This window comes from Lonepinella sp. BR2474 (assembly GCF_051851555.1).
Classification (GTDB): domain Bacteria; phylum Pseudomonadota; class Gammaproteobacteria; order Enterobacterales; family Pasteurellaceae; genus Lonepinella.
The window spans coordinates 106229-129551 of sequence record NZ_JBPDVH010000002.1; the positions used below are offsets into that span (position 1 = coordinate 106229).

Below are 23323 nucleotides of genomic sequence, written 5' to 3' on the forward strand. Positions count from 1 at the left end.
TCCTGTTTAACTGCCGTCTTAACTCACGGGATAGGCAAAATAACAATAAGTATGGGCTGGTTTCAAATCACGGAAAAAGGTTTCAATAATCGGATCTCCAAATCCCACCAACGGCTCGCCCGCACAACTATTTCCCGCTCGAAAATATACAATATTGTTTTCCCCATTGATCACGCTTACACGCCACATAAAAATCAAACGATCTTCAGGTTCCCCATAAAATTGTCCAATGTCCCCAGGATCAGGCAAATCATGCTGCAACGGTGAAAATTCCTTAATTACAATTTTATAGCCAATACTCTCTGCCAACTGAGTAAAATAGGGAATAGACAACCCGCCCACCGCATTTAACTGCACAATCACCCGATTCACTCGCTCACTATAACTCAGGCTTAAATCTGTCACCAACCCACACACACGCTCCCAGTCCGCCAACAGCGAGCCACTTTCTTCAGGTGAAATTGCATTTAAAACTTCCGTGGCTTTCTGTTGCAAACGGTCAAACGCCTTGCCATCCACCTCACATTGAATCAAAAACTGCTCGCCATTAATATCATAGGCTACGGGCGGATAAAGCCCCGCTAACACTTGCTTATGCTCAATACTCACCCATTACGCCCCCATTAACCGCACCTGCACATTCCCCAACCGAAACCACTCAATTTTATTCACCACATCCGCTTTCAAATTCGCTTTCGGGGTAATAAATCGCCGATCTACCACCCCCACCAAATCACTCACTACCGCCTCACATTGCGACACCACCAAGCTATCGCCTGGATTTAAGCCATTAAAGAACGCCACCAATGCAGCATAAATAGAAGATTGCGCCTCCGCCAATGTGATCCCCGACAAACTCACTTCAATCGTAAAATTCACCCTCGTCACATTAGGTTTCACCACCAAACTCTCTTTCGCCGTCACCGGTCGCACCGTATCAATATAGGCCTGCACCCGTGCCACCGTTTCATCACTCGGCACATTATTATCACTGGTTATCGCAATATCTACCGTTCCTAACCCACGCCGTAACGGATACACATAAGCCGCATCCACCCCGTCCACATCCAAGGCCCAGTTTTTATAATCATACCGATTGCCTCCCGCCGCAGGACGGCGAATTTTCTCAAGCAAACGGGCTAACAAAGACGCATCCGTTTCCTGATCTGTCCCACCCACCACATTGGTCAACAACAATTCCGACTGACAACCCGCAGGCGGAGACATAAACGTCGCTTTCACGGCGGAAAAAATATTACTCTCACTGCCCACCGCCAAGGCTTGCACACTCGCCTTTGCCACCCCTTGAGCATTCACCGTAGCCTGTTCCGTCACCACATAAAACCGATTATCCGCCGTCTTAATCTGCACGCCTGACGCAATCACCGCACCCGCTTGACCTGTAATCGTGGCACTACCCACACCACTAGCAAGTGTTGCCGATTTTCGCCGAATCCCACGCAACGCCGCATGTTTTTCCAAAAATGCCGTATCCGCTGTATCAGGGAAAAACTGTTTTACCAACCATTTTTGATGGGCATACACGCCCTCTGCCACCGCAGCCAACGCCGACGCACGGGCATAATGGTCACTGTCCACACTCACATCTGCCCGACTATCCAAACTCTGATAATCACGCAGAATCGTCGTGCGAATCACCTCAAAACTTGGCACATTAAACATGCTTTAAACCCCTTTTAAATCACTTTTACATTATGCTTAAACACAAACGCCTGACCGCTCAAATCCGTCACAGCAATGGCTAACAACAACGCCCCTGCATGCCACTGACTCACCGTGACGCTAATCTCCGCTGCACGCCCATCCTCTAACAACGGTTGCAACGCCTCCTCAGCGTACTGTTGCGCCAACAACCGCACCCGTTCTACATCTTTTTCACGAGCCAAGGTATGCAACAGCGACCCCAACAAAGGATCTGCCCACCAAGAACCCAGTGGGGTAGTCAACCGCACATACACCGCATTTTGTAGCGTATTAATCTGCTCACCTGTATAATCCCCAGTGAGAGGGTGAATTTCTCTATCCATAATCGCCATTTTTCGTCTTTCAGCCCAAATAAAAGAGATGAGCCAATTCAGCACATCTCCTCCCTTTAAAACCCCAAAACTCGCTAAAAAAACACCGCACTTTCTCTTTATAACGGCGGACTTGTCGCAGCCCCATCACCCTGTTCTTTATGCGTATGCGCTAAAAACGACTTGCCACTCGCCGTCATATCCCCAGTGGTGGTAAAACTGCCCCCCGATTGTGCCACATTGCCCGTAAAGCTCGCCCCCGAACCGCCTTGCACTGCCATCCCCCCATTGCCATTAATCTGACCCTGAGCCGTCAACACCCGATCCGTTTCCACTAACGGCGAATGAATATCTACCTTGCTTGAGGCGGTAATTTTCAACACATCACAATCAATCTCAATCAACCGCCCCTGTTTCAACACAATAGACGACCCGCTTTTGTCATACACCGCCACCTCGCCATCTTGCAAATTTTTCACCCGAAACGCCCCACATTCCGTGGCAATCACCACCCCGTGTGTGGTCGCCCCGCCAATCGGTAAAATCACCGCCTGCGTGCCTTGTGGAGGCACAGAGGTAAACCCAAACTGTTGCATCAATTCCACATCAGAAAGCGTTTCCCCCGCCAAGCCCGACACCTGCGTTTTCTGGATTTCATCCCCTGACAACATCAAATTCAACACCCCACGAAACGCCTGACGCACCCCAGACTGCACCTGTTCCGCCACCGTTCTCACTTGCCGAATCATTTTTCGCATACGTTCTCCCTTATTTACCCGTTATTTATGCACCCAGTGAGGCCAACTCTAATTTTTTCTTGCCTTTTTTACCTTTCTTGCCTTTGCGTTTTCTCGCTTTTTCCGATTTCGCCACATAAGCATCAGGCGTCCACACCCCATCTTGCTTAAAGCGTAATTCCGTCTGCGACCCGCCCTGACGGGACAACATAAACCGCCGACCCATTAAAAAGAAAATCCCATCTAAGCCAAATTCCTCACAAATCACATGCACCCGTTGCCCTGGTACCCAAAGCACCCCCGACTGAGTTTTATGATCGGGTACCGTCACCGTCAAGGTAAACCCCTCCAACTGGCTATCTGAAAGATATTTCTTCGCCCATTTCTGCAACGCAGTCAAATCCTCCACATCCGGCACCACCACGGTTTTCGGCTTATACACCGCCACCTCAGGATCTCGATATACCCACTTCAAATCATTTTTATTGCTATCCCCCGAGCGCCCATGCCGTTGTGCCAAAAACGTCACCTCACTAAACTGTTGCGACACATCAAACATCAAACTCGCCTGTGAAAAATTATTCCGATCACCATTTTTACTGCAACACAATGTCGCCACAGGGGGCGAGCTATAATCCGCCCCGCCCACAACCAACACGCCCTCTGGCTCAAACCAACAATGCAAGCCCGCCGAATTGGCACAATGAATAATAGCGTCCCACGCACTCTCGCCCACCTCAATATCGACCTTGTCCAGTGTCGGATTACTCTCCGCTTTCAACTTCACTTGCGTAATCCCCAACGGCTCAACCAGTTTTTTCACCGCTGCTAACACCGTCAAGCCTTTCACATTCACCTGTGGCGCCGAGCAGTCCAACAGAATGCCCGCCCGATCACGCCCACTTAAACTTAACCGTCGCCCCTGTTTGCTGATCTCATGTTGCACGCTGTCTATAATCCCCGTTAACACCGTTTCCCCATTGATTTTCACCAACGCCGACTGCCCCGAATAATCCGCCACCACATTGTCATCCGACCCCTTGCCTAGCTCAAAACTAAAAGCATCCGCAGGGATCAGAAAATCGCTATCAATATCATAGCTCGCCCAGTTTTTATGCTGTTTGCCGTCAATTTCAACCACAATTTCATTATTAAACGGATAACCGTTATCTTGCCCACTATCTTGCCCATTATCTTGCATAGCCATTTAACACCGTCCCTTTTTCCACCCAATTTGGATAGCGAATATGCGGATTTAACCGCAACAACTCGTCCGCCCGAGAATAATCCCCATACAAACTATGCGCCTGTTGCACCAACGCCCCCGACACCGGCGCCTCACGCACCATCAACGGCGGTTTCTGATTAATCGCACTCAACGCCAACGCCGTCATTTGATGAGCCACCTCACGCAACCCCTCGGCGGTTTCCTGCATGGCGGTATACACCCCCGATTCGCCCTGTTGCAGCGTTTGCTTGCTTTCTTCTTCCACCAACAACGCACGCACCCCATTTAACGCCCCCAACAACTGCCATCTCGCCTGCGTGCAAATATGCTCAATCTCTGTCGGCAACAGCGTTTCCGCCTCCTCCTCAATCAATAACACCGCTGCTTTCGCTACCAACCCCGCACACAACAACCGCACCGTACAAGCCAATGCCGCCATATTCTCTGGGGTAAAGCCTGCCTGACTGGTTTTCGCCTGCTCAGGGTTCGCCAACGCCGACATCACCTGATCCACCGTTGGCGCACTTTCACGCCCCACCAACAAATCCTCTGGCAACGCCAACACCGCCTCCACTTGGCGCAACAGTTCATCAAAACGGCTTTTGGCTGAAAAAACAGCGCTATTTTCCACCGCACTTTCATGCGCTATGGCCTGTTCCTGTTGCACCTGATCTACTTCCGCAATCGCCATCAACCCCTCATTTAACACCTCGCTTAGGGTTTTCACCGTGGCCACCGTTCCCGACCGCAACGGTGAGGTGGCTTTTTTACCAAACATCTCACACACCGCATCAAACAGCCCCAACAAAGTATCACGCATGCCAAGCAACCGATTTTTAACACTCAACACCGTCACCACCGTTTTCATCACCACATCGTAATAATCTAAAATCGTCTCAATCAGATTATCAATGGCCTCTAACGCCTGATTAATCAGCGACAACAACGCATTGTTAAACACAAAAATCGGTTGCGCAGGGGAGGCCTCCTCAAAGCGCAAATCCACTTGCACATAATCCACCAAATCTGCCTCATGGCGAAAATTCGACGACACACACAACATATTCGGCAACCGCCCTCGAATCGGGTGCATCAACACATCAGGCTTATTTTTCTCCAACGCTTTTAAAAACGCCTGAAAATCCGCATAATAACTTTCTCCAAAAAACACCGCCGACAAACTCACCGACAACGGATTTAACCCCATAGCCTCCAAATCTGCTCCATTGACAAACGGATAGCTATGTTCCACTACCGCACGCTCAAAGCTATCTTCCACTGCCAACACATCAAAGCTCACCCCGCCAAATTTCGCCTGACGCACCGACATGGTCCAACCACGCATTAAACTCATTCTTAACCCCCTCGCTTAAATTCCCGATACTGATATTCTGACGTTTTCTCTGCCACAGGGCGACCGTCCATTTCTAGCGTAATCTTGTTCTGAATCGTGGTTTCCTTGCCCATAAACAAACTTTCTATTTTCTGCCCCAATCCCGCAATATCCGCACTCAACCCCGAGCGTAACGCCTCCCAACCTTGCTGTTGTGATTGTTGCAACGGTGCAAAATCAATCGCCCCCACACTTTGCCCAGACAATAACGACGGCTTGCCGAGTTCTGCATTCGCCAACCCTGAATAGCCCCCAGTCGCCCCACGAGCAGAAACGCCCAACTTACCTTTTTTCTGACTATCCAACCACGCCCGAGCCTCGGTTTTTTCTTCATCACTCGCCCAAAAGTTATTCAACGTACTTCTGGCATCGTCGCTTTTTTTCTTATTGGCTTGTTTCTCTTTCGCCGCCAACGCCGCCAAAATAGGCGCTAACGCTGATTCATATTCCGCCTGTTGTTCAGCGTTCAACGCAGGGCGCCCTTGCTGTTGAAAATACGCCTCACGTTTTACCCGTTTCTGCTCAACTTCCGCCCGATTATTGGCATACAAGCTATCCGCTTGTGCCAACTCCGTCGGCGTCGCTGTGCCACTCGCTACTTTTTGTTGCAATGCCACGGTGTCATTTTCGCCCGTATTTAAATTACTGGAATAGCCCAACCCAATCGCCCCGACCAAAACGGGTGCAATCAACCCTGCACCCACTGCACTAGCCGTTGTGCCTGCCGTCGCCGTCGTTGCTCCAGCAGTTGCTGTTGCGGTGCCTGCCGTCGCAGCGGTAGTAAACACTCGTCCCAATCCGCCACGTAACATGCCCCCGCCTAACCCACGACCACCCCCTAGCAACGCCACCGCACCAGCAGCCGTCATAGCTGCTGCACCCAAGGCTTTAATGCCTGTGCCAGCGCCCGCAATCGCACTGGCAAGCTCAGGGTATTCCTTACCATAATCCGCCAACTGCTGACTCACATTACCCAACACATTATTAAACCCTTTCATGCTCGCCATTTGCGCAAAATCAGCGGTATTTTTTAAATCTTCCGTCTTATAATCATTGGTATCTTTAATCACCTGATGGGACGTTTCCACCGCACCATCCGAATGTTCTACTTGCTCACGCACTTCCTCGCCTAACTGCACATTATTGCGGATCCCCAACAACGCCATTAACGCCTGACGATCCGAAATCACTTGCCCAATCGCCGTTCCCTCCACCAAGTTCGTCATCTGCTCCAATAAGGCTTTGCGTTCTTCCGTTTTGGCGGTTTTCAGCTTTTTCTGCAAGGTTTTATAATTTTTGTCATTGCCGATCACATCATCCATAATCGACATAAAGGCTTGCAAACTGTCTTGCCCCTTGGCTTTATAATTTTCCATAGACTGCATTAAGTTAATGCCGTCATATTTCTTGCCTTTTTTATCCGTATATTCAATTTTCTTAAAGCGTTCCGTGGTTTCCTTACTGGTGATTTTGGCTAACAAATTCACCAAATTATTGCCCGCCTCATCACTGCTCCCTGCGGTAACCCTTGCTTGCTGATTCGCCACTAACAAGGTTTGCAAGCCATCAATACCACTCAATCCCGCACTTTTGGCGGCTGCCATTTGTTGCGGTAGCCAACGAGCCATATCGGCTAGCTCAAAATTCCCCGCTTGCCCCGCAGCCACAGCCATATCCAACACCTTGCCAATGTCATTCTCACCAATCCCAAACTGTTGCATAGACGAAATCGCAATCTTGGCTAAATCCTCCGAGCTTGCCCCCGTGGCAACCGCCCCTTTCTGCAAAGTCGGCAACAATGCCATTGCCGTATCGGCTTTCACCACACCCGAGGCCAACATGGTATCTAACGAACTCAAGGCATCTTCTTTGCTACCGCCGCCAACTTCCACCGCTTTTTTCACTGCCTCATGCAGTTCCTTTTTGCCCGCAATACGCCCAGGTACATCCCGCTCAGAAAAGGCGGTATTTGCCACCATGGCTAATTGCCGATCATAGTTCATCTCTTTTTTTACCGGCTCACGCAATACCATTGCGCCAGCCGTCACACCAGCCGCTAACCCTGCCACGCCCTGAAATACCGAGCCAACTCTCGCCCCCACAGACACACGCCCCATCTCCGCATTCAACGCTCTCACCTGTTGCTGTTGCGCCGCAAACGCCCGTCGTAATTCCCCCGCCGAGGCCGTGCCACTGCGAGCCAACCGATTATAGGCCGCCTCCGTGCGTTGAATTTCACGCCGAATCTGATGCTCTGACCGCACGCCCAACTGCGACCGTACCGCACTTAATCGCCGTGCATAATTGGCGGCTTTCTCCGACAAGCCCCGTTGCACCTCGTCGGTTTTCTTGGCACTGTTTTGTTGTTCCTGTTGCCCCCGTTTCACCGCCTCCGTGGCTTGTTTCGCCCCTTTCTCAATTTCAGACGTGACCTTTTTTACCCCATCACTGGCCTGATCATCAAATCGCACCGATACCGTATAATCTAAATTATCTGCCATAAAAACCTCTTTAAACCTGATTTAAACCTCATTTAACCCCTATAAAAAAGGGCATCACGCCCCTTTTTCTTAGGGTCTATTGACCCACATTGCTTGTTTTTTCCGCTGTGTTTTTCCGCCGTTGGAACACATACTGCGTATGGTTTTCCTGCGCCGAGCGCCGATCTTGTGGAGAAATCCCCAACGCCGACAACCCGCTGTCTACCCAAGCGCCAAGCTCTGCATGACACATGCTCGCCACTTGCACATACCCAAAGCCAAATTTACTTAAAAAAAGCACCGCACTTCGCAGCCCCTTTTCCAGTTCAAACAGCGAAAGAGGCACTACGGGCTGATGGGTTTCTCGCTTAGGCGCTCCCCAGCGGCGATACGCTTTTTTCGCAAATCCGCCAAACATTGCCCCACCAGTTCATAATCTGTCGGGGTGAGATGGTTTAACAGAAATTCCGCCGAAAGCTGTTCAGACGGCACGCCCACAATGTTCAACTGTTGCGACAAATACACCATCTCAATTAACAGCATTTGCTCTGCCGATAACATATTCTCTGGCAAGCCCACCAAGCCCAACTCGTCCAACATCGCCACCGCCCGACATTCGCCAGCGAGCGTGAGCAGGTTCACTTCAAAATCAAAGTAAACCGCCCCGTCCACCGCTAGCCCAAGCAACAAGCGACCGTTCATTATTCAGCCACCTTATCGCACGCCACCATTTGAATATCACGCAATTCTTCGTTATCCACGGTGTAACTGGTGCCAACTTCCGTCACAAAACAGTTTAAGTAAGAAATACGCTCCCCGTTTTGTTCTTCCACCGTCACACGGGCATCATCCACATCATCCCACAGAGGCTCTGAGCCATCTAATGGCACGGCTACCGTCATAGACAAACTAAACTCCGCAATGCCTTTCGCATAGCCTTTCACACGCCCTTTACGATTAATGGTTTTTACCGCTTTTCGCCCTGTGATGACTTTTACATCCAACTTAGTCAGTTCAATTTCCTGACCGTCAACGTCCACCACGCCCAAACTTGCATATTTCAACGCCATAATCTACTCCTATAAAATCAAATCAATACGATTCGCCACCACATGCAAGCCGTTCACCACATCCGCAGGGATCACCACATCTAAACGGTTCACATCTTGCCCATTGCGTTCTGCCACCAACTTGCCTTTGTTCGCTGCCACATTTTCCAAGATTTCCAAATCTTCCATCCGCAACAACACATCCAACACTTCCGATTTCACTTTCGCTGGCGTACGTGCCGACAATTTCGCCCGAGGGAAACGCAACTCAATACGCTGTTCCACCGCTTTACGCACATAATCTAGCGTACGAATCGTGGTTAAATCCAACAATGACGGATCGTCCGTATTGGTCGCCGATTTGGTATACGTACTAATCGCACGCAAAATCTGCACCTTGTGATTGACGATTTTTAACGGCGTTAAACCATGAAATAACGCTTGATTCGCCTCCGTAAATAACGGAATCTGCGTCGCATCCACTTCCGCCAAGCCTTTCACTTGCAAGGTATTTAACGGACGAGCTGGATCTTCTTCCCCAGCAATCACCGCCCCAAAGCCAGCAGCAATCAACGCCACCGAATCCGTCGAGCCTTTATACCAACCACAAGTCAAACGAGCATCATTTAACTGTTGCGTAAAGGTGGTGCCACTGGCCATACTGCCAGACCAACCCAATACACCAATACCGGGCTTTTTCTCCGTTGGACTGGATACCGCCGCTAAATGCTCGCCCAAGGCTTTGGCATTTTTCACATCTGCAAACGGCGAAATAATCACATGATATTGTTCGCCCGCCACGCTAGTTAACGCAGGGGTTAATTCCGCATTTTCTTGCCCGCCATTAAACGCCGTGGCGGACAAGCTCAAGCCCGTCACCGTATTTTGGGTGCCGATTGAAATCTCATTACCGATCTCGCCTTTGCATTTTGCGGTGAAACTTAACGTTCCCTCATTGACTGCTGCCGTCACCACCGCATCAGGTGTGGCATTAATCAACGTCGCCAAACGAGTCGCACATTGTGCGGCGGTTTCCCCTGTGGTCACGCTAATTTTAAAATCCTGATTGGCAACAGATACCGTCACCACCCCTTGTCCGCCAGCGGTACCCGCTAAACTCACCGAGCCTGTCGCTGCCACCCCCGCAGGGTGATCCGCCAAGCCCACAATGGATAAACGAATCAACGCATTATTTTTAATCGCCACACGGGCCATCAAATGCGCCCATGAGCCATACCCAAAGGCCTCCGCTGCCTCCACATCCGAATACACACGCACCGGCGCCGTAAAACCGTTTTCTGTCGTTTTCGTCATCGGGGCAAGAATTAACACTTCCTGCTCATTGGTGGGAAGTGTACTCACCGCCCCTTTGGTATTGTATTCCGTATATACGCCTGGATGGCGAGTACTGGTTGGAATATGTTCAAATTCAACTGCCATTAGTCTGCTCCTTTCTCTGTTTTCACTTTGCCACTGGTTTTAGTTTTTGCCACGTTTTCCACAATCACTAAATCCCCTTGCTGTACCAAACGGCGATAATACAGGCTATCTACCACGCTCACCGCCTCTTGCTCAATCACCTGAGCGGGGTTATTTTCAAACGGCACTTTCACGCCATCTTTCGCTTTTACTAACATAAAAAAACTCCTTACTTTTTAACCGCACTTTCTGCTGATGGCGTCTGCGTTTCCACCTCAAACGGCACTGTTGCCCCCGTGGTCGGATCAAAAATCTTGCCCGTTACCTGTTCAAGCCAACCATACTCAGGCGATAATTCCCCCGAATAGGCATTAAACACATAATCAGCACTGCGTTCATCTTGCGTCACCTCAGGGAATCGCCCATCTTCCAACGGCGCCAAGTCATCAAACACCGCCTCATATTCGAGGCTGTACGCCGTCAACGTCTTGGCTTGCACCTGCGCATGATTAAACAGCGTTTCAATCCGCATCGGTCGCAATGGCTGACATAACCCGCCCAACGTCTGCCCATCTAACAAACGGCGCACCGCTGAAATCAAGGTATTTGCCCCAATTTCCCGACTATCCACGCCCCCTTGCCGACCGGCTAAATTACTGCGTAACGATTGGGTCACCACCAACACCGCAAAACTCGCCTCGCTTTGATACCGACCCGCCCGAATATTTTTGCAATGAATACGAGAACCGCCATAAGTCACCATCACCAACGGCAACCGACTGGTGCCAAGGCTCTTGTCGTCCAACTCACCGCCATAGCTTTTCACCGTCGCAGCAAGTCGTCCCAAGCCCCTTGTCAGCCGTTCAACTAACCCATTCTCAATTTTCGTAATCACGTCCAAACACCCGATTATTGCCATTAAAAAACTGCACCGCATTTTCCGCCGTTGAATTATCCAAGTCGTCCGCAGGCACTAAACCTAACGAAATTTTACCGCTCGCCAACTGTTCCAACTCTTTCAAGCTCAACTTATAACGCTCAATAATTTCCTCGGTAATCTCCACATCCGACATACTGCACAACCGAAAACGGGCTAAATCACAGCAGATTCGCACCAGATTCTGCGGAATCTCTGCCAATGGCAAGCCATAACGAGCCGTCAAATAGCCGTCCATTTGCGAACTGCTATCCGTCAACGCCAATTCCAACAACAGGGTATTGATCTCCCCCTTGCCCTCACGGTCGGTCAACTGCAAACTCTGCAATTCGCCCACCCGCAAAATAAAATCCGCTGCGCTCGCATAACTTGCCATCACATCACCTAACCTTGAGAGATAAATTCCACTTGCAACCAATCGTCATGGAGAAGCGCTTCAAGTTGCTCATGGCTTAATTCAGCCATGCCAATTTCCACCCATTTCTCCTTGCCAAAACGCATGCCCGCACGCCCATAGCTATCTTGCGGATGATTCTCACGCAATCGCACCATCACCCCGCTAGGTTGAACAAATTGCGTTGCCTCATTATCTGGCTGTACCGCCTCTTGTGCGTTATCCAACACATCCGCCCCTTGTTCCGTTTTCTTCTTCGCCATATTCTTCACTCCAAAAGACATATTGCCCTAACCAATCCCCTCTCCCGTTGGGAGAGGGCTAGGGTGAGGGTATACTTACTCAACCACCTGACTAGATACCACCACTTTTAACACCCCTTTCAGAATATTAGACGAGCCATTAATCAACTCCGCCTCACAAATCTGACGAGCCTTAAACTCTAAACTTGGTGGCACTAACAACACATTCGGACGCAGATTTAACAGCTTACCGCCGTCACCTTTTAAGGCTTTCATCTTCGCCAGTGCCGCCATAATATTTTCTGCATTCAGCGTGGTATCTTCCACACGGTGCGCTAACTGCCAAAAACCAAAGCCCGCTGCACCACGGGAGCGCACACCCCACAGGTACACATCTTCCATAAACACTTTCTCCGATTGACTCGGATCAAACTTGGTCTCAATTTCAGGCGCCGTGCGTTCTTGCCAAATTAACGGCTTAATCGCATTGCTAGTATCAAGCAAATAAAATGCCGGTTCGCCCGTATTACCGCCTTTGCTAATATTGCTTTGCTGAGATGCCGAACCCGTACCGTCCACTTTCTCGTAAACAGGGTGATCGGTGTCAAAAAACGCCTGACCGTCATAGCACAGCTCGGTTTTGCCTTTTTTCAACAACCCAAACACCAAATCGTCCGGCAATTCCGCCGCACTTTGTGCCGCTTGTTGCACCATCGGACGGAACAAGCCCACTTGGTCGTCCTCAATATCCGTGCGAGGAATAGACACCGTGGTTTCATAGGTTTTATTCTCAATGCTCATGCCTTGCGCTTGCATGGCTTGAATTTGACGTTCACCCACCCATTCACGCATTTTCGGGAATTGACCCAAAAAGCCATAAGTATTGGTTTTCGTGTTAGAGGCAATTTTCATTGCCACCTCGCCCCATTGTGGTTTAGTCAACGCTAACCCCGCCACAAAGTCCTTTTTAAATTGACTGTCTAAAATGCTTAATACCGCAGATTTATTAAAACTCATGTTCATTCTCCTAATAATTACTGTTTATGTTGTTGGATAAATTCCGCTGCCGACATACCCAACATCTTCGCTGCCGCCACTTCTTCCGCTGATAACGCCACCTGATTAACATTCGGATCAGTTTTCGCTTGCGTATCACCACTTAACGCTGCAATCGCAGGGGCTTTATCTAAATAGGCCGATAAATCCGCCACCGACAAACTGTTCGCCCAGTCTGTCAACGCAGGGGCCAACTTGCCCTGACTTAACGCCGCTTGAATCAACTGCGCTTTCTTCTCGCCCTCACGCTCCGCTTTCAACGCATTTAAATCCGCTTGCAAGGCGACAACCTGATCTACTGGCACAAATTTAGCCGGATCCACCTTACCCATTTCTGCCGTCAGACTGGCGACTTTCTGCTCCTTAGCCTGTAACACTGCATAAACTTGCGACAAGGCCACCGCACTTTCGCCCTTAGATTCCGCCAAAGCTAACACTTCCGCTTTAATTTCCGCCTCAGTGGCACCCTCACGCCCAAATAACGCACATAACGCCGTTAATAGTTCTTTATCCATTGGTTTCATTTCCTTTGTTGTTGATAAATCAAATCCTGAACTGGCCATCACAATAGCCTCGTCCATCCCATCTAAAGCAGGGAAGTTGGTTAATGCCGCATGAAAAATCTTGCGCACGAAACCCTCCGTATCATAAGCAAACACCGCCGAAATATAGCGATATTCCCCCAACCGAATATACTCCGCTGCCTTATCCGTCCACCGCACATCGGCAAAAATGCCCTGAGGGGTAAAATACAAATATTCCATCCACCCCGCACTCGGTGCCTCTTTGCCATTGGTTTTGCTATGCAAAATCTGATGTTCATAATCAATCGGCAAGGGGTTTTGCTGACCGTTCGCCAAATCCACCACATCTTGCCCGTTGCTATCCGCCACAATCCACGCTTTCACATCCGTTGGGCGACCATCTACCGCCCGAAACTCGCCATAGGGCAATAACTGAATCCGCCCATGTTGCCCTTGTTGCAACTCAAACCCAGCCACCGCCAGTTTTAACTTTTCCACGCAATCCATCTCCTCACAATGACGCCCATACTCACAGCATACCCCCGCCCCAAACGCCCAAAGAGATGACCGCATTCAGCAGATAACCAATACCTAAAAAACAAAACGAAATGAAAAAATGAAGAGAAAGAGGAAATGAATAAAAAAATCCCCCTCCCGATAGGAGAGGGCAAAGTTGAGGTAAACCCGTTTTAAAACCCTTTTAAAACCATTTTAATTTTTTTTAAAAACTTTTATCTAACCAACCCTACGTCTTACCCCTAAAAGCCCCACAGCGAGCGATTGACGCATGATTTCAAATTATTGTAATAATCCCTGTAAATAGCGTTGAATATCCGTCACCAAATCCCCCTCATCTTCCGCAGTCAAGCGTAAAAACGGACGAGCAGGAATTGTCACCTGACGATTGCGCCCCGCCTTACCCCCGAATTGATGGATCCCCGCATACACCACATTCGTCCCCGCCTGCGCCACATCATTATCATACACCGACTGAATGCTATTTTTTAAATGTCCCGTATTCACCAACGGCACCCCATTGCGATACTTCAACCCCTGCCACTTAGGACGCCCACCCTGAGCAAAGTTTTTATCTACTGCCGTTTTCAACGTCCCAGACAACGCTTTCATCAACCGCTGACGTCGCACAACCCCCCGTTGCAACTTCCGCAACTGCTCAACCAAAATCTGATCATCAATCTCAACCTGAATCATATTCCCTCCAAAAAAACCTAACCAATCCCCTCTCCCTTTGGGAGAGGGCTAGGGTGAGGGTAAACCCTTGACACCCCACCCACAACCATTTATATTATCCACAGCAACTAGAAAAGCGGTGAATTCTGCCCACCGCTGCCTACTTGAGATGAGTTTACTCTGCTCAGGTGACTGAGAGCGTGTGGGGCGTGGCAGTACCCCCTAGTTGCTATAAGCCACTAGAAAAGCGATGAATCAGCTGGTCGCAGCCTACTTGGGATGAATTTATTCTGCTCAGGTGACCGAGAGCGTGTGTAGGGGTCGCTGTCCTACCTAGTGGCTTATCCTACACACATTGACACCTCACTCATAACCCCTTATATTATCCATGCTAACTATCTGACACAGTGAATCTCGAGAACTGTTAAACGAATGCCGTAGGGCAGGGATACATGTGTGGGTGTGTTCGAGTCCCACCAGATAGTTAGCTTTATTTTTTGTTTCACTACTTTTTCCAATACTACACATTTATTGACAACCTCCCTACAACCTTTTACACTACCTTTGGCAACTAGAAAAGCGGTGAATTCTGCCGACCGCGGCCTACTTGGGATGACTAGTTCTGCTCAGGTGTACGAGTGCGTGTGGGGCGTGGCAGTACCCCCTAGTTGCCATCAAGCCACTAGAAAAGCGATGAATCAGCTAATCGCAGCCTACTTGGGATGAATTTATTCTGCTCAGGTGACCGAGCGCGTGTGTAGGGGTCGCTGTCCTACCTAGTGGCTTATCCTACATATCCCTTGACATCCCACCCACAATCACTTATATTATTCTCAGCCACTAGAAAAGCGATGAATCTCGATATCGCGAGCGTAGGATTGAAATAGTATCTGGACTGTGTGCAGTGGGTTCGAGCCCTGCCTAGTGGCTTATTCAAATGCTTTCTTCCATTGTTTATCGCTTGCTTTTCTAAATGAAGTCATAAAGATTTCACCATGTTCATTTAACACTTTCAACACTGCAATCAATTTAATCCCATTCACTAATTTAAATAATTTAAATCCAGTGTTATCAACAACTACTTTATCAGGCTGATAAATCACATCAGGTGCAACTGCATAATTCTCTACACTAAAATTTTGTCCCTCTCGGCTATCAAATTGTTTAATCAGCGTGGAATCCGATAGCCAAACCGTTTTCACGCTTGATTGAATCGCTTTTTGTGTTTCATTGGATAACACCCCAGTAGCGAATTTAAAATTTCTAGTGAGCCGATTTTCAATATACTGCAAATCTTTTGTTGTTAAGGTATCAAAACCGAGTTTCTGTTTCGCTTCAAAAAAGGTTTTCTCCAACCGCCCATACTCAAACCGAAACTCCCCCCCACTCATTTCCCTTTTCGCAAACGCATGCGCCAAAGTTTCAGGGTAATTATCCAAATTCGGACGATAGCTCATTTTCCCCACATTATAATCAAAGCCCCGATCCGTCACTGCCAACCGCCCATCAGGCAACTTAAATGCCGTGGTTTTCTCCGTACCTTGTTTTAACGGACGCTCATGCTCAATCAGATTGTCCTCACCATCCGACACAAACAACTTATCCCGCTCAATATCCCGATCCGCCAAGGCAATCACCGTACAACGGCAATTAAACCCATTTGGCGGATAAAACACCGACCAAAACGGATCATCAAAGCGATAAATCAACCCATCCATAGCCCCATGACTCGGGCGAGTGCGGTCATCATTCACTGCACTGTATTGCCAATAAGGGCGCTCATCCGCATTATCCCGCAACGCCTGATAATTTTGTGCGGCAAAGGCCTGTTGCATATTGGTCCGGAAAATGGTTTCTAATCGCCGAGGCGTACCAAACAGCTCGCCTGTTTTCGGGTCGGCTAAAATCGTGCCATCAATGCCTCGACTGATTTTCTTATCATGCCCAACCACCCAGCCTTTCTTTTCAAAATGAGCCACTAAATCCTTTTTCCACTGCCCAAACGCAATGCCTTTCGCCTGCGCCTCTGCCAGCGATTGATAAATATCTTTGGTCATCTCAAGGCTCGACAAATTGGCAATACTGGTGGCTCTTGCCGTGGCACTATCAATCATGCCCGCTTGATTAAGTTTCCCTGCGGCCACTTTCTTGTTTTGTAAAAATTCAATCGCCTTTTTCGGCTCAAGCCCTAACAAAAACCCCACATCAGCCACGACCGCCCCCTAACAAATCCGCCACCAATAAGCCATTGCGTAAATACCGCTGATGTTCCACCGAGGTCAAATCAGGGTAAATCTCCGCCAACTTATCGCTCGCCTCGGCATAGCTTTCACAACGCATCAACGCCGACACCGCCACTTGCACTAGGGGATCTAACTGTGCATTAAAATCCACTGCCCCTAACGCCTCATCAATCGCCCCATCTAACCGTCCTTGCGGGGAAGTTGGGTCAATCGTTGCCCCCAACGCCACCGCCTGACAACCACAAGGGCAACCCACGCCGTGCGAAACAGCAGAAAGTGCGGTGTTTTTTAATGCGGTTTCATTCCCCATTTGAACGCCATTTAAAACCCGTTTTAAAACCGGTTCATCTTCTTTCGGTTCAGGAATGCCCAGTTTATCTTTCGCCCAGTGTTCAGGAATTTGCATGCCCACATCTACCAACTTCGGCAAGGCCTCCGCAAAGCTCGCTAAATCCTCCGTCTCTTGCGTATCAAAGGCAAAATACGGTAAACGGCTCACATCCATATTCGGATCCACATTCACCTGCAAATACGGCAAAATCACCTGTTGCGTAATGGTTTGCTCAATCTGTCTGGCATCTGACAACAACAAATCACGTCGCACTTCATTATGCACCGTCCCCAACGCATTGGTCGAACTCTTGCCGTCTGCGCCACTGGTTAAGGTTTGCCCCAAAATCAACCGTGCAATGGATTTTTCGCACCAATCAATCATCTGCAAAAACGGATTATTCCCGCTACTGGTGCCACTGGCGGCATTATGCAGTTCCACCGCCATACTTTCCGGCATAATCCCCGCAGCGTTATGCCCAATTTGTGCCAACGCACGTAAAAGCGTTTTCTTCTCGCCCTCGGTGGCACCGGCACCATATTTACCAATCCGAATCGGCATGCCGTAAAGTTCCAAAAACTCCGCAAAATCATGCACCGCATAATGTTTAAACATATACAGCCATGCCAGCGTACGATACAACCCGTTACGAGCCAGTTGCACAGAACGGTTTTTATGTACATGCACCACCCACCCAAACGGACGCAACGGTTCGCCCATGGTGTTAGCCGGGGTTTTTAATAACAAATTATCATCTTTATCTAACCGAAACCACGACTGCGGACGTGCCAAAAAACGTAACGGCAACTGCTGACCGTCCACCAACTGCCATTCAATCTCCATAGCTGAAAAACCATGCCCCACCGCATCCATACAGTCCATTAAAAAATCATCTAAATAGCCCATCCGCTCAAAGAGTGCCTGTACCGATTCGGTCAATTTTTCTTCCTGTGGGGTCGCTTTCTCAGGGGCAAAAATCCCCCAATCTAGGGTTAAAATGGCCCGCTTTCTTGTCCCCATATTGGCGGCAATATCGCCGTCCCGTTCTTCAATATCTGCAAACAGCTCATGTTGAGCGGTAATATCGCCCGCCTCGGCATCTTCCAACAAGCCTTTCAACTTGGCAGGGGTAATTTTAAAACTCGGGTGATCGGCAATCACCCGACCACTTGCCGTCACTTCCGCCTCGTCGGTCTGCATTGGATTAACCCATTTTTTCACCGCACTTTTTACTTTTAACCAAAATTTATCCGCCATTTACGCCCCCGTTAAATATCCCAAAAACCCGAATAATCTTCATCATTCATGGCCTCACCAAACGCCAAATTATCATTTAATGCCGTCCACTCAATCACCGCTGAATTGCTTAACGCATTTTTCCACAACATCTCCAACGCATCAGGGCCGTCATCATGATCCCCTTTCGGAAAATGCCGTAACTGCGCAATCAACGCCGACTGCGAGCTATGCAATAAAATCAACCCATTGGCAATATGCGGTTGCAAGCTCTCAATCCGCAACATCTTATCGCTGCTTGGTTTAATCCCCACCGCCGGCACAGGTACACCACGCAACGCCGAACGCTTAACCAATTCATCTTTCAAAAATTCCTGAAACTGCACCGTTTCCACAAACCAACGTTGACAACCATATTGCTGATGCAACCGAATCACATCTTCAATAATCAAATCCGGCAACCGTTTTTTCACTTGCGCCTCCACCACAAACAACTTGCCCGTGGCTCGCTGATAACCGCCCACCAAAATCGCCGACGGGTCACGGCTTGCCCCCGCTTTGCCTAAAGAGGGGTCAACCGCCCCGAAATAAACCAAATCATCAGGTAGGGTGGTCCAATACTGAATACTCTGCGAAAAAATGGCCTCTTCACCGCTCACCGGATCATTCTGATATTCCGAATCAAACACAGCATGCCCATCTCTGGCCCGAATTTTCATTAATGCCAACAACGGACGAGCAGCCCAAGACACCACCGCCCCCTTGTCCATTTCCGCCTTGTGCGAGGCATAAAAGGCATCTGCCACCGCCTCGCCCTCATTCAGATAAAAACTTTCCCATTTATCCCACAACGCCATATCATCCGGCATTTTTCGCAACGCCTGAAAGCGTGCCGTCTGCCATGCCTTACTTGCAAGCGTACGGCTTAACACACTGTCATAATGTAAAATAGTCCCGATATACACAATATCTAACTTGCCATCCGCTGCCCCTAACGGCAACACGGTTTTCTTCAACCAACCATGCAATTTATCCCGCTGTTCAGGCGAGCGCACTTGCTCGTCATTTTCGATATCATCCAACACCACCAAATCCGGACGAAACGCCCCATGTCGTAAGCCACGCAATTTTTTGCCGGACCCTGCCACCTGTACTTTCTGATTGGCACTGGTGATAATCGTCCCCGATTGCCACACCCGACCAACCCCTGTCACCTCAGGAAAATCAATACACAACCGTTGATTAAACTGCAACTCCACCTTAATGGCCTCTAACATCGGGTAGGCCTGATCGATACTGTCCATCACAATCAACACATAGCGTTTTTGCTGCGTCACCAAACAATACAAACTAAACAACTGCGACACCAAGGTAGATTTTGCCTCACCACGAGGGGCAGCAATCGCCAAATGGGCAGAACTCGCTTTTTGCAACGCTTTTGGCAACTGCTCAAACAAATAATGATGCAAATCCGAACGGCTTTCACTGCGCACATAATGGGGGAAATAATGGCTCACAAAAAAATCATAGCCCGACACGGGGTCAAACACTTTCTCACGCCGTGCCAACACCGCAGTCGGGCTATCGTCCCACCCACTAAAACAAGCCTCCACCTTTTGCCGTAAACTCTCCGCATAGGCTTGCAACTCTTTCAAAAATTCTTTACTTTTCATTCGCCATTTCTCTTATTAATCCCTTTCTACAAAAATCCCCTCTCCCTCTGGGAGAGGGTTAGGGTGAGGGTAGTTCTCGGGTGAGGATTATTTAAACTCGCTATCCAACGTTTCCCCAAACGCCCCCAACAAATCCAAAAATTCCGCCAACAACTGCGGTTTATGCTGTTGAATAAACTTGCCCAACAATTCCACCGTTTTAAGTGCCGTCGCCAACGCAGACACCTCGGGCATAATCCGCTTGCTCGCTGCCGTCATCTTAGTAAAACTGTCTGCCATCTTCGCCAACACTTCCGCTTTCTCAAGCGGGTCTAAATCCGCCTCATTCAGGCTTGCCATGGCTTGCCGATATTCCAAAATAAACCCCGTCAACAAAGAACGGGACACATTCTCCAACTCACCGCCCGCCATCACATGCGCATCACGCACCTTGTCCCAGTCATCCCCCTTGCTTAACGCCTGCTTTTTCCAACGGCGTGCCGTATTAAACGACACCTCCGCTTTCTCCGCTGCCAGTTCAAGGCTCAACCGTTCAAACACATAAAAACGCCGCACAAATGCCTTGGTTTTCTCATCAAATGCCATTGCCTAGCCCCCGAGTTTTAAGCGAATCAACTCAAACCCCACCGCCACCAAACCACCGCCCAAACCGCCAGCCACCAAAGACTGATAGCGATTGCGACGAGCGAGACTCTTTAAATCTTCTTGCAACCCCCGAATCTGCCGTTGCAAATCCGCAATTTCCTGATTTTGTTGGTCGACTTTATCATTAATGATTTCCGTCATCTGCAAAATCAAATCTAGCTTTTCTTCCGCTGATTTTCGCTGTTGTTTCTTCATGTTCACCCCTATTATTTGTCCACTTTCCGATCTAACTTCTCATCAATCGAATCCAATTTCTGCAAAATCCGATCTAACTGCGCCTCAAACCCATGACTGACTTGTTCCGCCAAATCCTTACGCTGATAATTGCTACGGATCCGCACAATATCCCCTTGCATGCTTTTTAAATCATTATCCAACCGCTTAAACCACAGCCCGATAAAAAACACCGCAATACTCACCAAGAAATTAAACACAATCGCCCCATTAATCTCCACTTCCATTGTCGCCTCCTTTCTGTTCAGAACCACAAATAGAACGGTAATTACGATTATGCGCCAACACCTGTCGCAACGTTTCCGTGGTATCTTGCCGACTGGCTTTAATCAACCCGAACCCCGCACAACTTGTATTAATCACGGAGATCGCCTTCGGCGTACAACTGCTCAATAACAGCATCACGCTCAAGATGACGAGTACTTTCTTCATTTTTTTGTTTCACCTGATAATGTTTAACCTGCGTTTCCACCACTGCTTTTTGCTGTTGTAGTGCCGCCTTTTCTTCTTCCAATGTCGCCGTCGTTTCCAGCAACCGCTCAACCTCTCGGCTTGCCATAAACCACTTAAACCACCCCACAGCAACCCCAATCAGCGCCAACACAATCCCAATCAAAATCAAATTCATTGTTCTTCTGTCCTCCGTCCTCTGTCACCTGTTCTCTGAAGTGCATTGGCAACGCCTTTCGTCGCTGCTGTTCCGACGCACGCAAACAAAAACGTACTAAACAACTCAGGCACATACGCCTTATCCATATACACCGAATAAAGCATCACCCCCACCGCTGCCACAAAACCGAAAAATTGGATAGTGGCCGTGGTAGAAAGTCGCCCATCATGATTAGAAATCAGTTCTTTAACGCTCACGCTCTACCTCTTTTCTGACTTGACGTTTCACCACTGCATTACGCACAAACTCCCACGCTACCCCAGCAGTAATCGCGCCCAAGGCAAATAAAAAACCAATGGCATAAACCGCCAAGGATGTATCAATCATTTTGATAATCACGTCCATTTCTTACCCCTTAAACAAATGATCCACATTAATCACACTGCCACTGTCCAACCATTCCCACACATCAAAACAAGGACAAGCCTTAACCCATTCATTCGGACTAATCGTCCCGTCCCCATTTAAGTCCGGCGACAAATCACGGTGTCCATAAATTTTGGCATTCGGAAAACGTTGTTCTAACCCACAAATCAACGCATACAACGCATACCATTGCGCTGCCGTATATTCCCCATGGTTTTTGCCGTCTGCGGTAATCCCACCCACTAAACAAATCCCCACACTATTTAGGTTATGCCCTTTCACATGCGCCCCTGTTTCGCCTACCTTGCGCCCAGTGGCAACCGTGCCGTCAACATCAATCACATAATGATAGCCAATCGCCCCCAACTGCGGATTAAACCCTTGACGATTGCTTTCAAGTCGCTTAAAGCCTCGCTGTTTATGCCACCCATCAATCACCTGCGCAGATGACAACCCCTTGCGGGCTAATGTTTTCCCATTTCGGGTAGCCGAACAATGCACCACAATTTTTTCAATAGTTACGCCCATAAAAAAAGCCCTTAAATAACCAATATTCAAGGACTATTTTTATCTATTTTAATCACTTCACCGAGATGACCCCATTCAGCAGACAACCCACCTCAAAAACAAATCTCCCTATCTCATTCCCTCTCCCTCTGGGAGAGGGCTAGGGTGAGGGTAAAACTCACTTCCTCTAAGCAAACAACCCCAACTGCGACCCATCCGCCACCGACTTCGTCACAATATCCCACCCCAATCTATCCGAAATCCCAAACTGCGGACACAGACACAACATCGCCTGTCGCCCACTTTTCCCCGCCGCTTGGGTTAAATAATCAAATTCCGCCTTAAACTGCCCATTCCGTAACGCACGCAACGCCACTTCACAGCGGGGAATATACACATGCTCCGCCCGAAAATACTCCCGCATTTTCACCGCACTCTCACGCCCAATCAATTCAACCAACTGCGGAAAATACACCGCCCCATCCGAAAACCGAAACGACACCCCACCAAATGCCCGAATCACTTTCTCTGTCTGAGCAAACCCAATCAAATCCACCATTTCCAACACCACATCAGGCAACAACTCCGCCACATCACGCAACCCCCTCGCCATAACGCCTCCTGTTAAAACCAGTTTAAACCCCATTTACCCCCAAATTAAACCACAACATTTTAAAAACTTTAGATATTCCGCCCAAAATTCGCACAAAAAAATACCTAGGGTTAACACCC

The 23323-nt window shown here is 48.9% G+C and carries 30 protein-coding genes; all 30 read right to left on the reverse strand.

Annotation, left to right across the window (positions count from 1 at the left end; all coding sequences use genetic code 11):
- Positions 1–18 precede the first annotated feature (18 nt).
- Positions 19–609, reverse strand: a complete 591-nt coding sequence (locus ACTG7Q_RS03280; RefSeq protein ID WP_439240856.1) for a YmfQ family protein — start codon at positions 607–609, stop codon at positions 19–21.
- Positions 610–612: 3 nt separating this feature from the next.
- Positions 613–1683: a baseplate J/gp47 family protein gene (locus ACTG7Q_RS03285; protein ID WP_439240858.1), complete on the reverse strand. Its 1071-nt coding sequence runs from the start codon at positions 1681–1683 to the stop codon at positions 613–615.
- 14 nt (positions 1684–1697) lie between these two features.
- A complete protein-coding gene (locus tag ACTG7Q_RS03290; RefSeq protein WP_439241512.1) occupies positions 1698–2048 on the reverse strand; it encodes a phage GP46 family protein in 351 nt (116 codons plus the stop codon).
- A gap of 107 nt (positions 2049–2155) precedes the next feature.
- Positions 2156–2794, reverse strand: coding sequence for a phage baseplate assembly protein V (locus tag ACTG7Q_RS03295; RefSeq protein ID WP_439240860.1), 639 nt, complete (start codon positions 2792–2794; stop codon positions 2156–2158).
- Positions 2795–2819: 25 nt separating this feature from the next.
- Entirely contained in the window at positions 2820–3980 is a 1161-nt protein-coding gene (locus tag ACTG7Q_RS03300) for a phage baseplate assembly protein (RefSeq protein WP_439240862.1), read from the reverse strand.
- The gene (locus tag ACTG7Q_RS03305; RefSeq protein ID WP_439240864.1) at positions 3964–5355 is read right to left on the reverse strand and encodes a DNA circularization protein; all 1392 of its coding nucleotides are present in this window, start codon (positions 5353–5355) and stop codon (positions 3964–3966) included. Before ACTG7Q_RS03305 ends, ACTG7Q_RS03300 begins: the two co-directional genes overlap by 17 nt.
- A gap of 2 nt (positions 5356–5357) precedes the next feature.
- On the reverse strand, positions 5358–7895 hold the full coding sequence (locus tag ACTG7Q_RS03310; protein WP_439240866.1) for a phage tail tape measure protein: 2538 nt from the start codon (positions 7893–7895) through the stop codon (positions 5358–5360).
- 76 nt (positions 7896–7971) lie between these two features.
- Positions 7972–8292, reverse strand: coding sequence for a hypothetical protein (locus tag ACTG7Q_RS03315; protein WP_439241531.1), 321 nt, complete (start codon positions 8290–8292; stop codon positions 7972–7974).
- The gene (locus ACTG7Q_RS03320) at positions 8220–8576 is read right to left on the reverse strand and encodes a hypothetical protein (protein ID WP_439240868.1); all 357 of its coding nucleotides are present in this window, start codon (positions 8574–8576) and stop codon (positions 8220–8222) included. The genes ACTG7Q_RS03315 and ACTG7Q_RS03320 overlap by 73 nt, the downstream gene beginning before the upstream one ends.
- Positions 8576–8944: a phage tail tube protein gene (locus tag ACTG7Q_RS03325; protein WP_439240870.1), complete on the reverse strand. Its 369-nt coding sequence runs from the start codon at positions 8942–8944 to the stop codon at positions 8576–8578. Before ACTG7Q_RS03325 ends, ACTG7Q_RS03320 begins: the two co-directional genes overlap by 1 nt.
- A gap of 9 nt (positions 8945–8953) precedes the next feature.
- A complete protein-coding gene (locus ACTG7Q_RS03330; RefSeq protein WP_439240872.1) occupies positions 8954–10363 on the reverse strand; it encodes a phage tail sheath subtilisin-like domain-containing protein in 1410 nt (469 codons plus the stop codon).
- Positions 10363–10560, reverse strand: coding sequence for a DUF2635 domain-containing protein (locus ACTG7Q_RS03335; RefSeq protein ID WP_439240874.1), 198 nt, complete (start codon positions 10558–10560; stop codon positions 10363–10365). Before ACTG7Q_RS03335 ends, ACTG7Q_RS03330 begins: the two co-directional genes overlap by 1 nt.
- 11 nt (positions 10561–10571) lie before the next feature.
- Complete coding sequence (locus ACTG7Q_RS03340; protein ID WP_439240876.1) at positions 10572–11261, reverse strand: phage protein Gp37; 690 nt, start codon at positions 11259–11261, stop codon at positions 10572–10574.
- Complete coding sequence (locus tag ACTG7Q_RS03345) at positions 11221–11655, reverse strand: gp436 family protein (RefSeq protein WP_439240878.1); 435 nt, start codon at positions 11653–11655, stop codon at positions 11221–11223. The genes ACTG7Q_RS03340 and ACTG7Q_RS03345 overlap by 41 nt, the downstream gene beginning before the upstream one ends.
- 8 nt (positions 11656–11663) lie before the next feature.
- Positions 11664–11957, reverse strand: a complete 294-nt coding sequence (locus ACTG7Q_RS03350; RefSeq protein WP_439240881.1) for a hypothetical protein — start codon at positions 11955–11957, stop codon at positions 11664–11666.
- 54 nt (positions 11958–12011) lie between these two features.
- Positions 12012–12932 (reverse strand): Mu-like prophage major head subunit gpT family protein, encoded by a 921-nt coding sequence (locus tag ACTG7Q_RS03355; RefSeq protein ID WP_439240883.1) that lies wholly within the window; start codon positions 12930–12932, stop codon positions 12012–12014.
- A 17-nt stretch (positions 12933–12949) separates the two neighbouring features.
- A complete protein-coding gene (locus tag ACTG7Q_RS03360; RefSeq protein WP_439240885.1) occupies positions 12950–14068 on the reverse strand; it encodes a phage protease in 1119 nt (372 codons plus the stop codon).
- Between the two features lie 225 nt (positions 14069–14293).
- Positions 14294–14707, reverse strand: a complete 414-nt coding sequence (locus tag ACTG7Q_RS03365) for a phage virion morphogenesis protein (RefSeq protein ID WP_439240887.1) — start codon at positions 14705–14707, stop codon at positions 14294–14296.
- A gap of 908 nt (positions 14708–15615) precedes the next feature.
- Entirely contained in the window at positions 15616–16899 is a 1284-nt protein-coding gene (locus ACTG7Q_RS03370; protein ID WP_439240889.1) for a phage minor head protein, read from the reverse strand.
- On the reverse strand, positions 16892–18517 hold the full coding sequence (locus tag ACTG7Q_RS03375) for a DUF935 domain-containing protein (protein ID WP_439240892.1): 1626 nt from the start codon (positions 18515–18517) through the stop codon (positions 16892–16894). The genes ACTG7Q_RS03370 and ACTG7Q_RS03375 overlap by 8 nt, the downstream gene beginning before the upstream one ends.
- A gap of 11 nt (positions 18518–18528) precedes the next feature.
- The gene (terL, locus tag ACTG7Q_RS03380; RefSeq protein ID WP_439240894.1) at positions 18529–20169 is read right to left on the reverse strand and encodes a phage terminase large subunit; all 1641 of its coding nucleotides are present in this window, start codon (positions 20167–20169) and stop codon (positions 18529–18531) included.
- A gap of 87 nt (positions 20170–20256) precedes the next feature.
- On the reverse strand, positions 20257–20754 hold the full coding sequence (locus tag ACTG7Q_RS03385; protein WP_439240896.1) for a DUF1804 family protein: 498 nt from the start codon (positions 20752–20754) through the stop codon (positions 20257–20259).
- A gap of 3 nt (positions 20755–20757) precedes the next feature.
- A complete protein-coding gene (locus ACTG7Q_RS03390; RefSeq protein WP_439240898.1) occupies positions 20758–21009 on the reverse strand; it encodes a hypothetical protein in 252 nt (83 codons plus the stop codon).
- A gap of 11 nt (positions 21010–21020) precedes the next feature.
- On the reverse strand, positions 21021–21275 hold the full coding sequence (locus ACTG7Q_RS03395) for a hypothetical protein (protein ID WP_439240900.1): 255 nt from the start codon (positions 21273–21275) through the stop codon (positions 21021–21023).
- Entirely contained in the window at positions 21259–21411 is a 153-nt protein-coding gene (locus ACTG7Q_RS03400; protein ID WP_439240902.1) for a hypothetical protein, read from the reverse strand. Before ACTG7Q_RS03400 ends, ACTG7Q_RS03395 begins: the two co-directional genes overlap by 17 nt.
- Entirely contained in the window at positions 21404–21676 is a 273-nt protein-coding gene (locus ACTG7Q_RS03405; protein WP_439240905.1) for a DUF2681 domain-containing protein, read from the reverse strand. Before ACTG7Q_RS03405 ends, ACTG7Q_RS03400 begins: the two co-directional genes overlap by 8 nt.
- The gene (locus tag ACTG7Q_RS03410) at positions 21673–21915 is read right to left on the reverse strand and encodes a DUF2644 domain-containing protein (protein WP_439240907.1); all 243 of its coding nucleotides are present in this window, start codon (positions 21913–21915) and stop codon (positions 21673–21675) included. The genes ACTG7Q_RS03405 and ACTG7Q_RS03410 overlap by 4 nt, the downstream gene beginning before the upstream one ends.
- Positions 21905–22063, reverse strand: a complete 159-nt coding sequence (locus tag ACTG7Q_RS03415; protein WP_439240909.1) for a hypothetical protein — start codon at positions 22061–22063, stop codon at positions 21905–21907. Before ACTG7Q_RS03415 ends, ACTG7Q_RS03410 begins: the two co-directional genes overlap by 11 nt.
- A 3-nt stretch (positions 22064–22066) precedes the next feature.
- Complete coding sequence (locus tag ACTG7Q_RS03420; RefSeq protein ID WP_439240911.1) at positions 22067–22612, reverse strand: N-acetylmuramoyl-L-alanine amidase; 546 nt, start codon at positions 22610–22612, stop codon at positions 22067–22069.
- Positions 22613–22778: 166 nt separating this feature from the next.
- A complete protein-coding gene (locus tag ACTG7Q_RS03425) occupies positions 22779–23204 on the reverse strand; it encodes a mor transcription activator family protein (RefSeq protein WP_439240913.1) in 426 nt (141 codons plus the stop codon).
- Between the last annotated feature and the right edge of the window lie 119 nt (positions 23205–23323).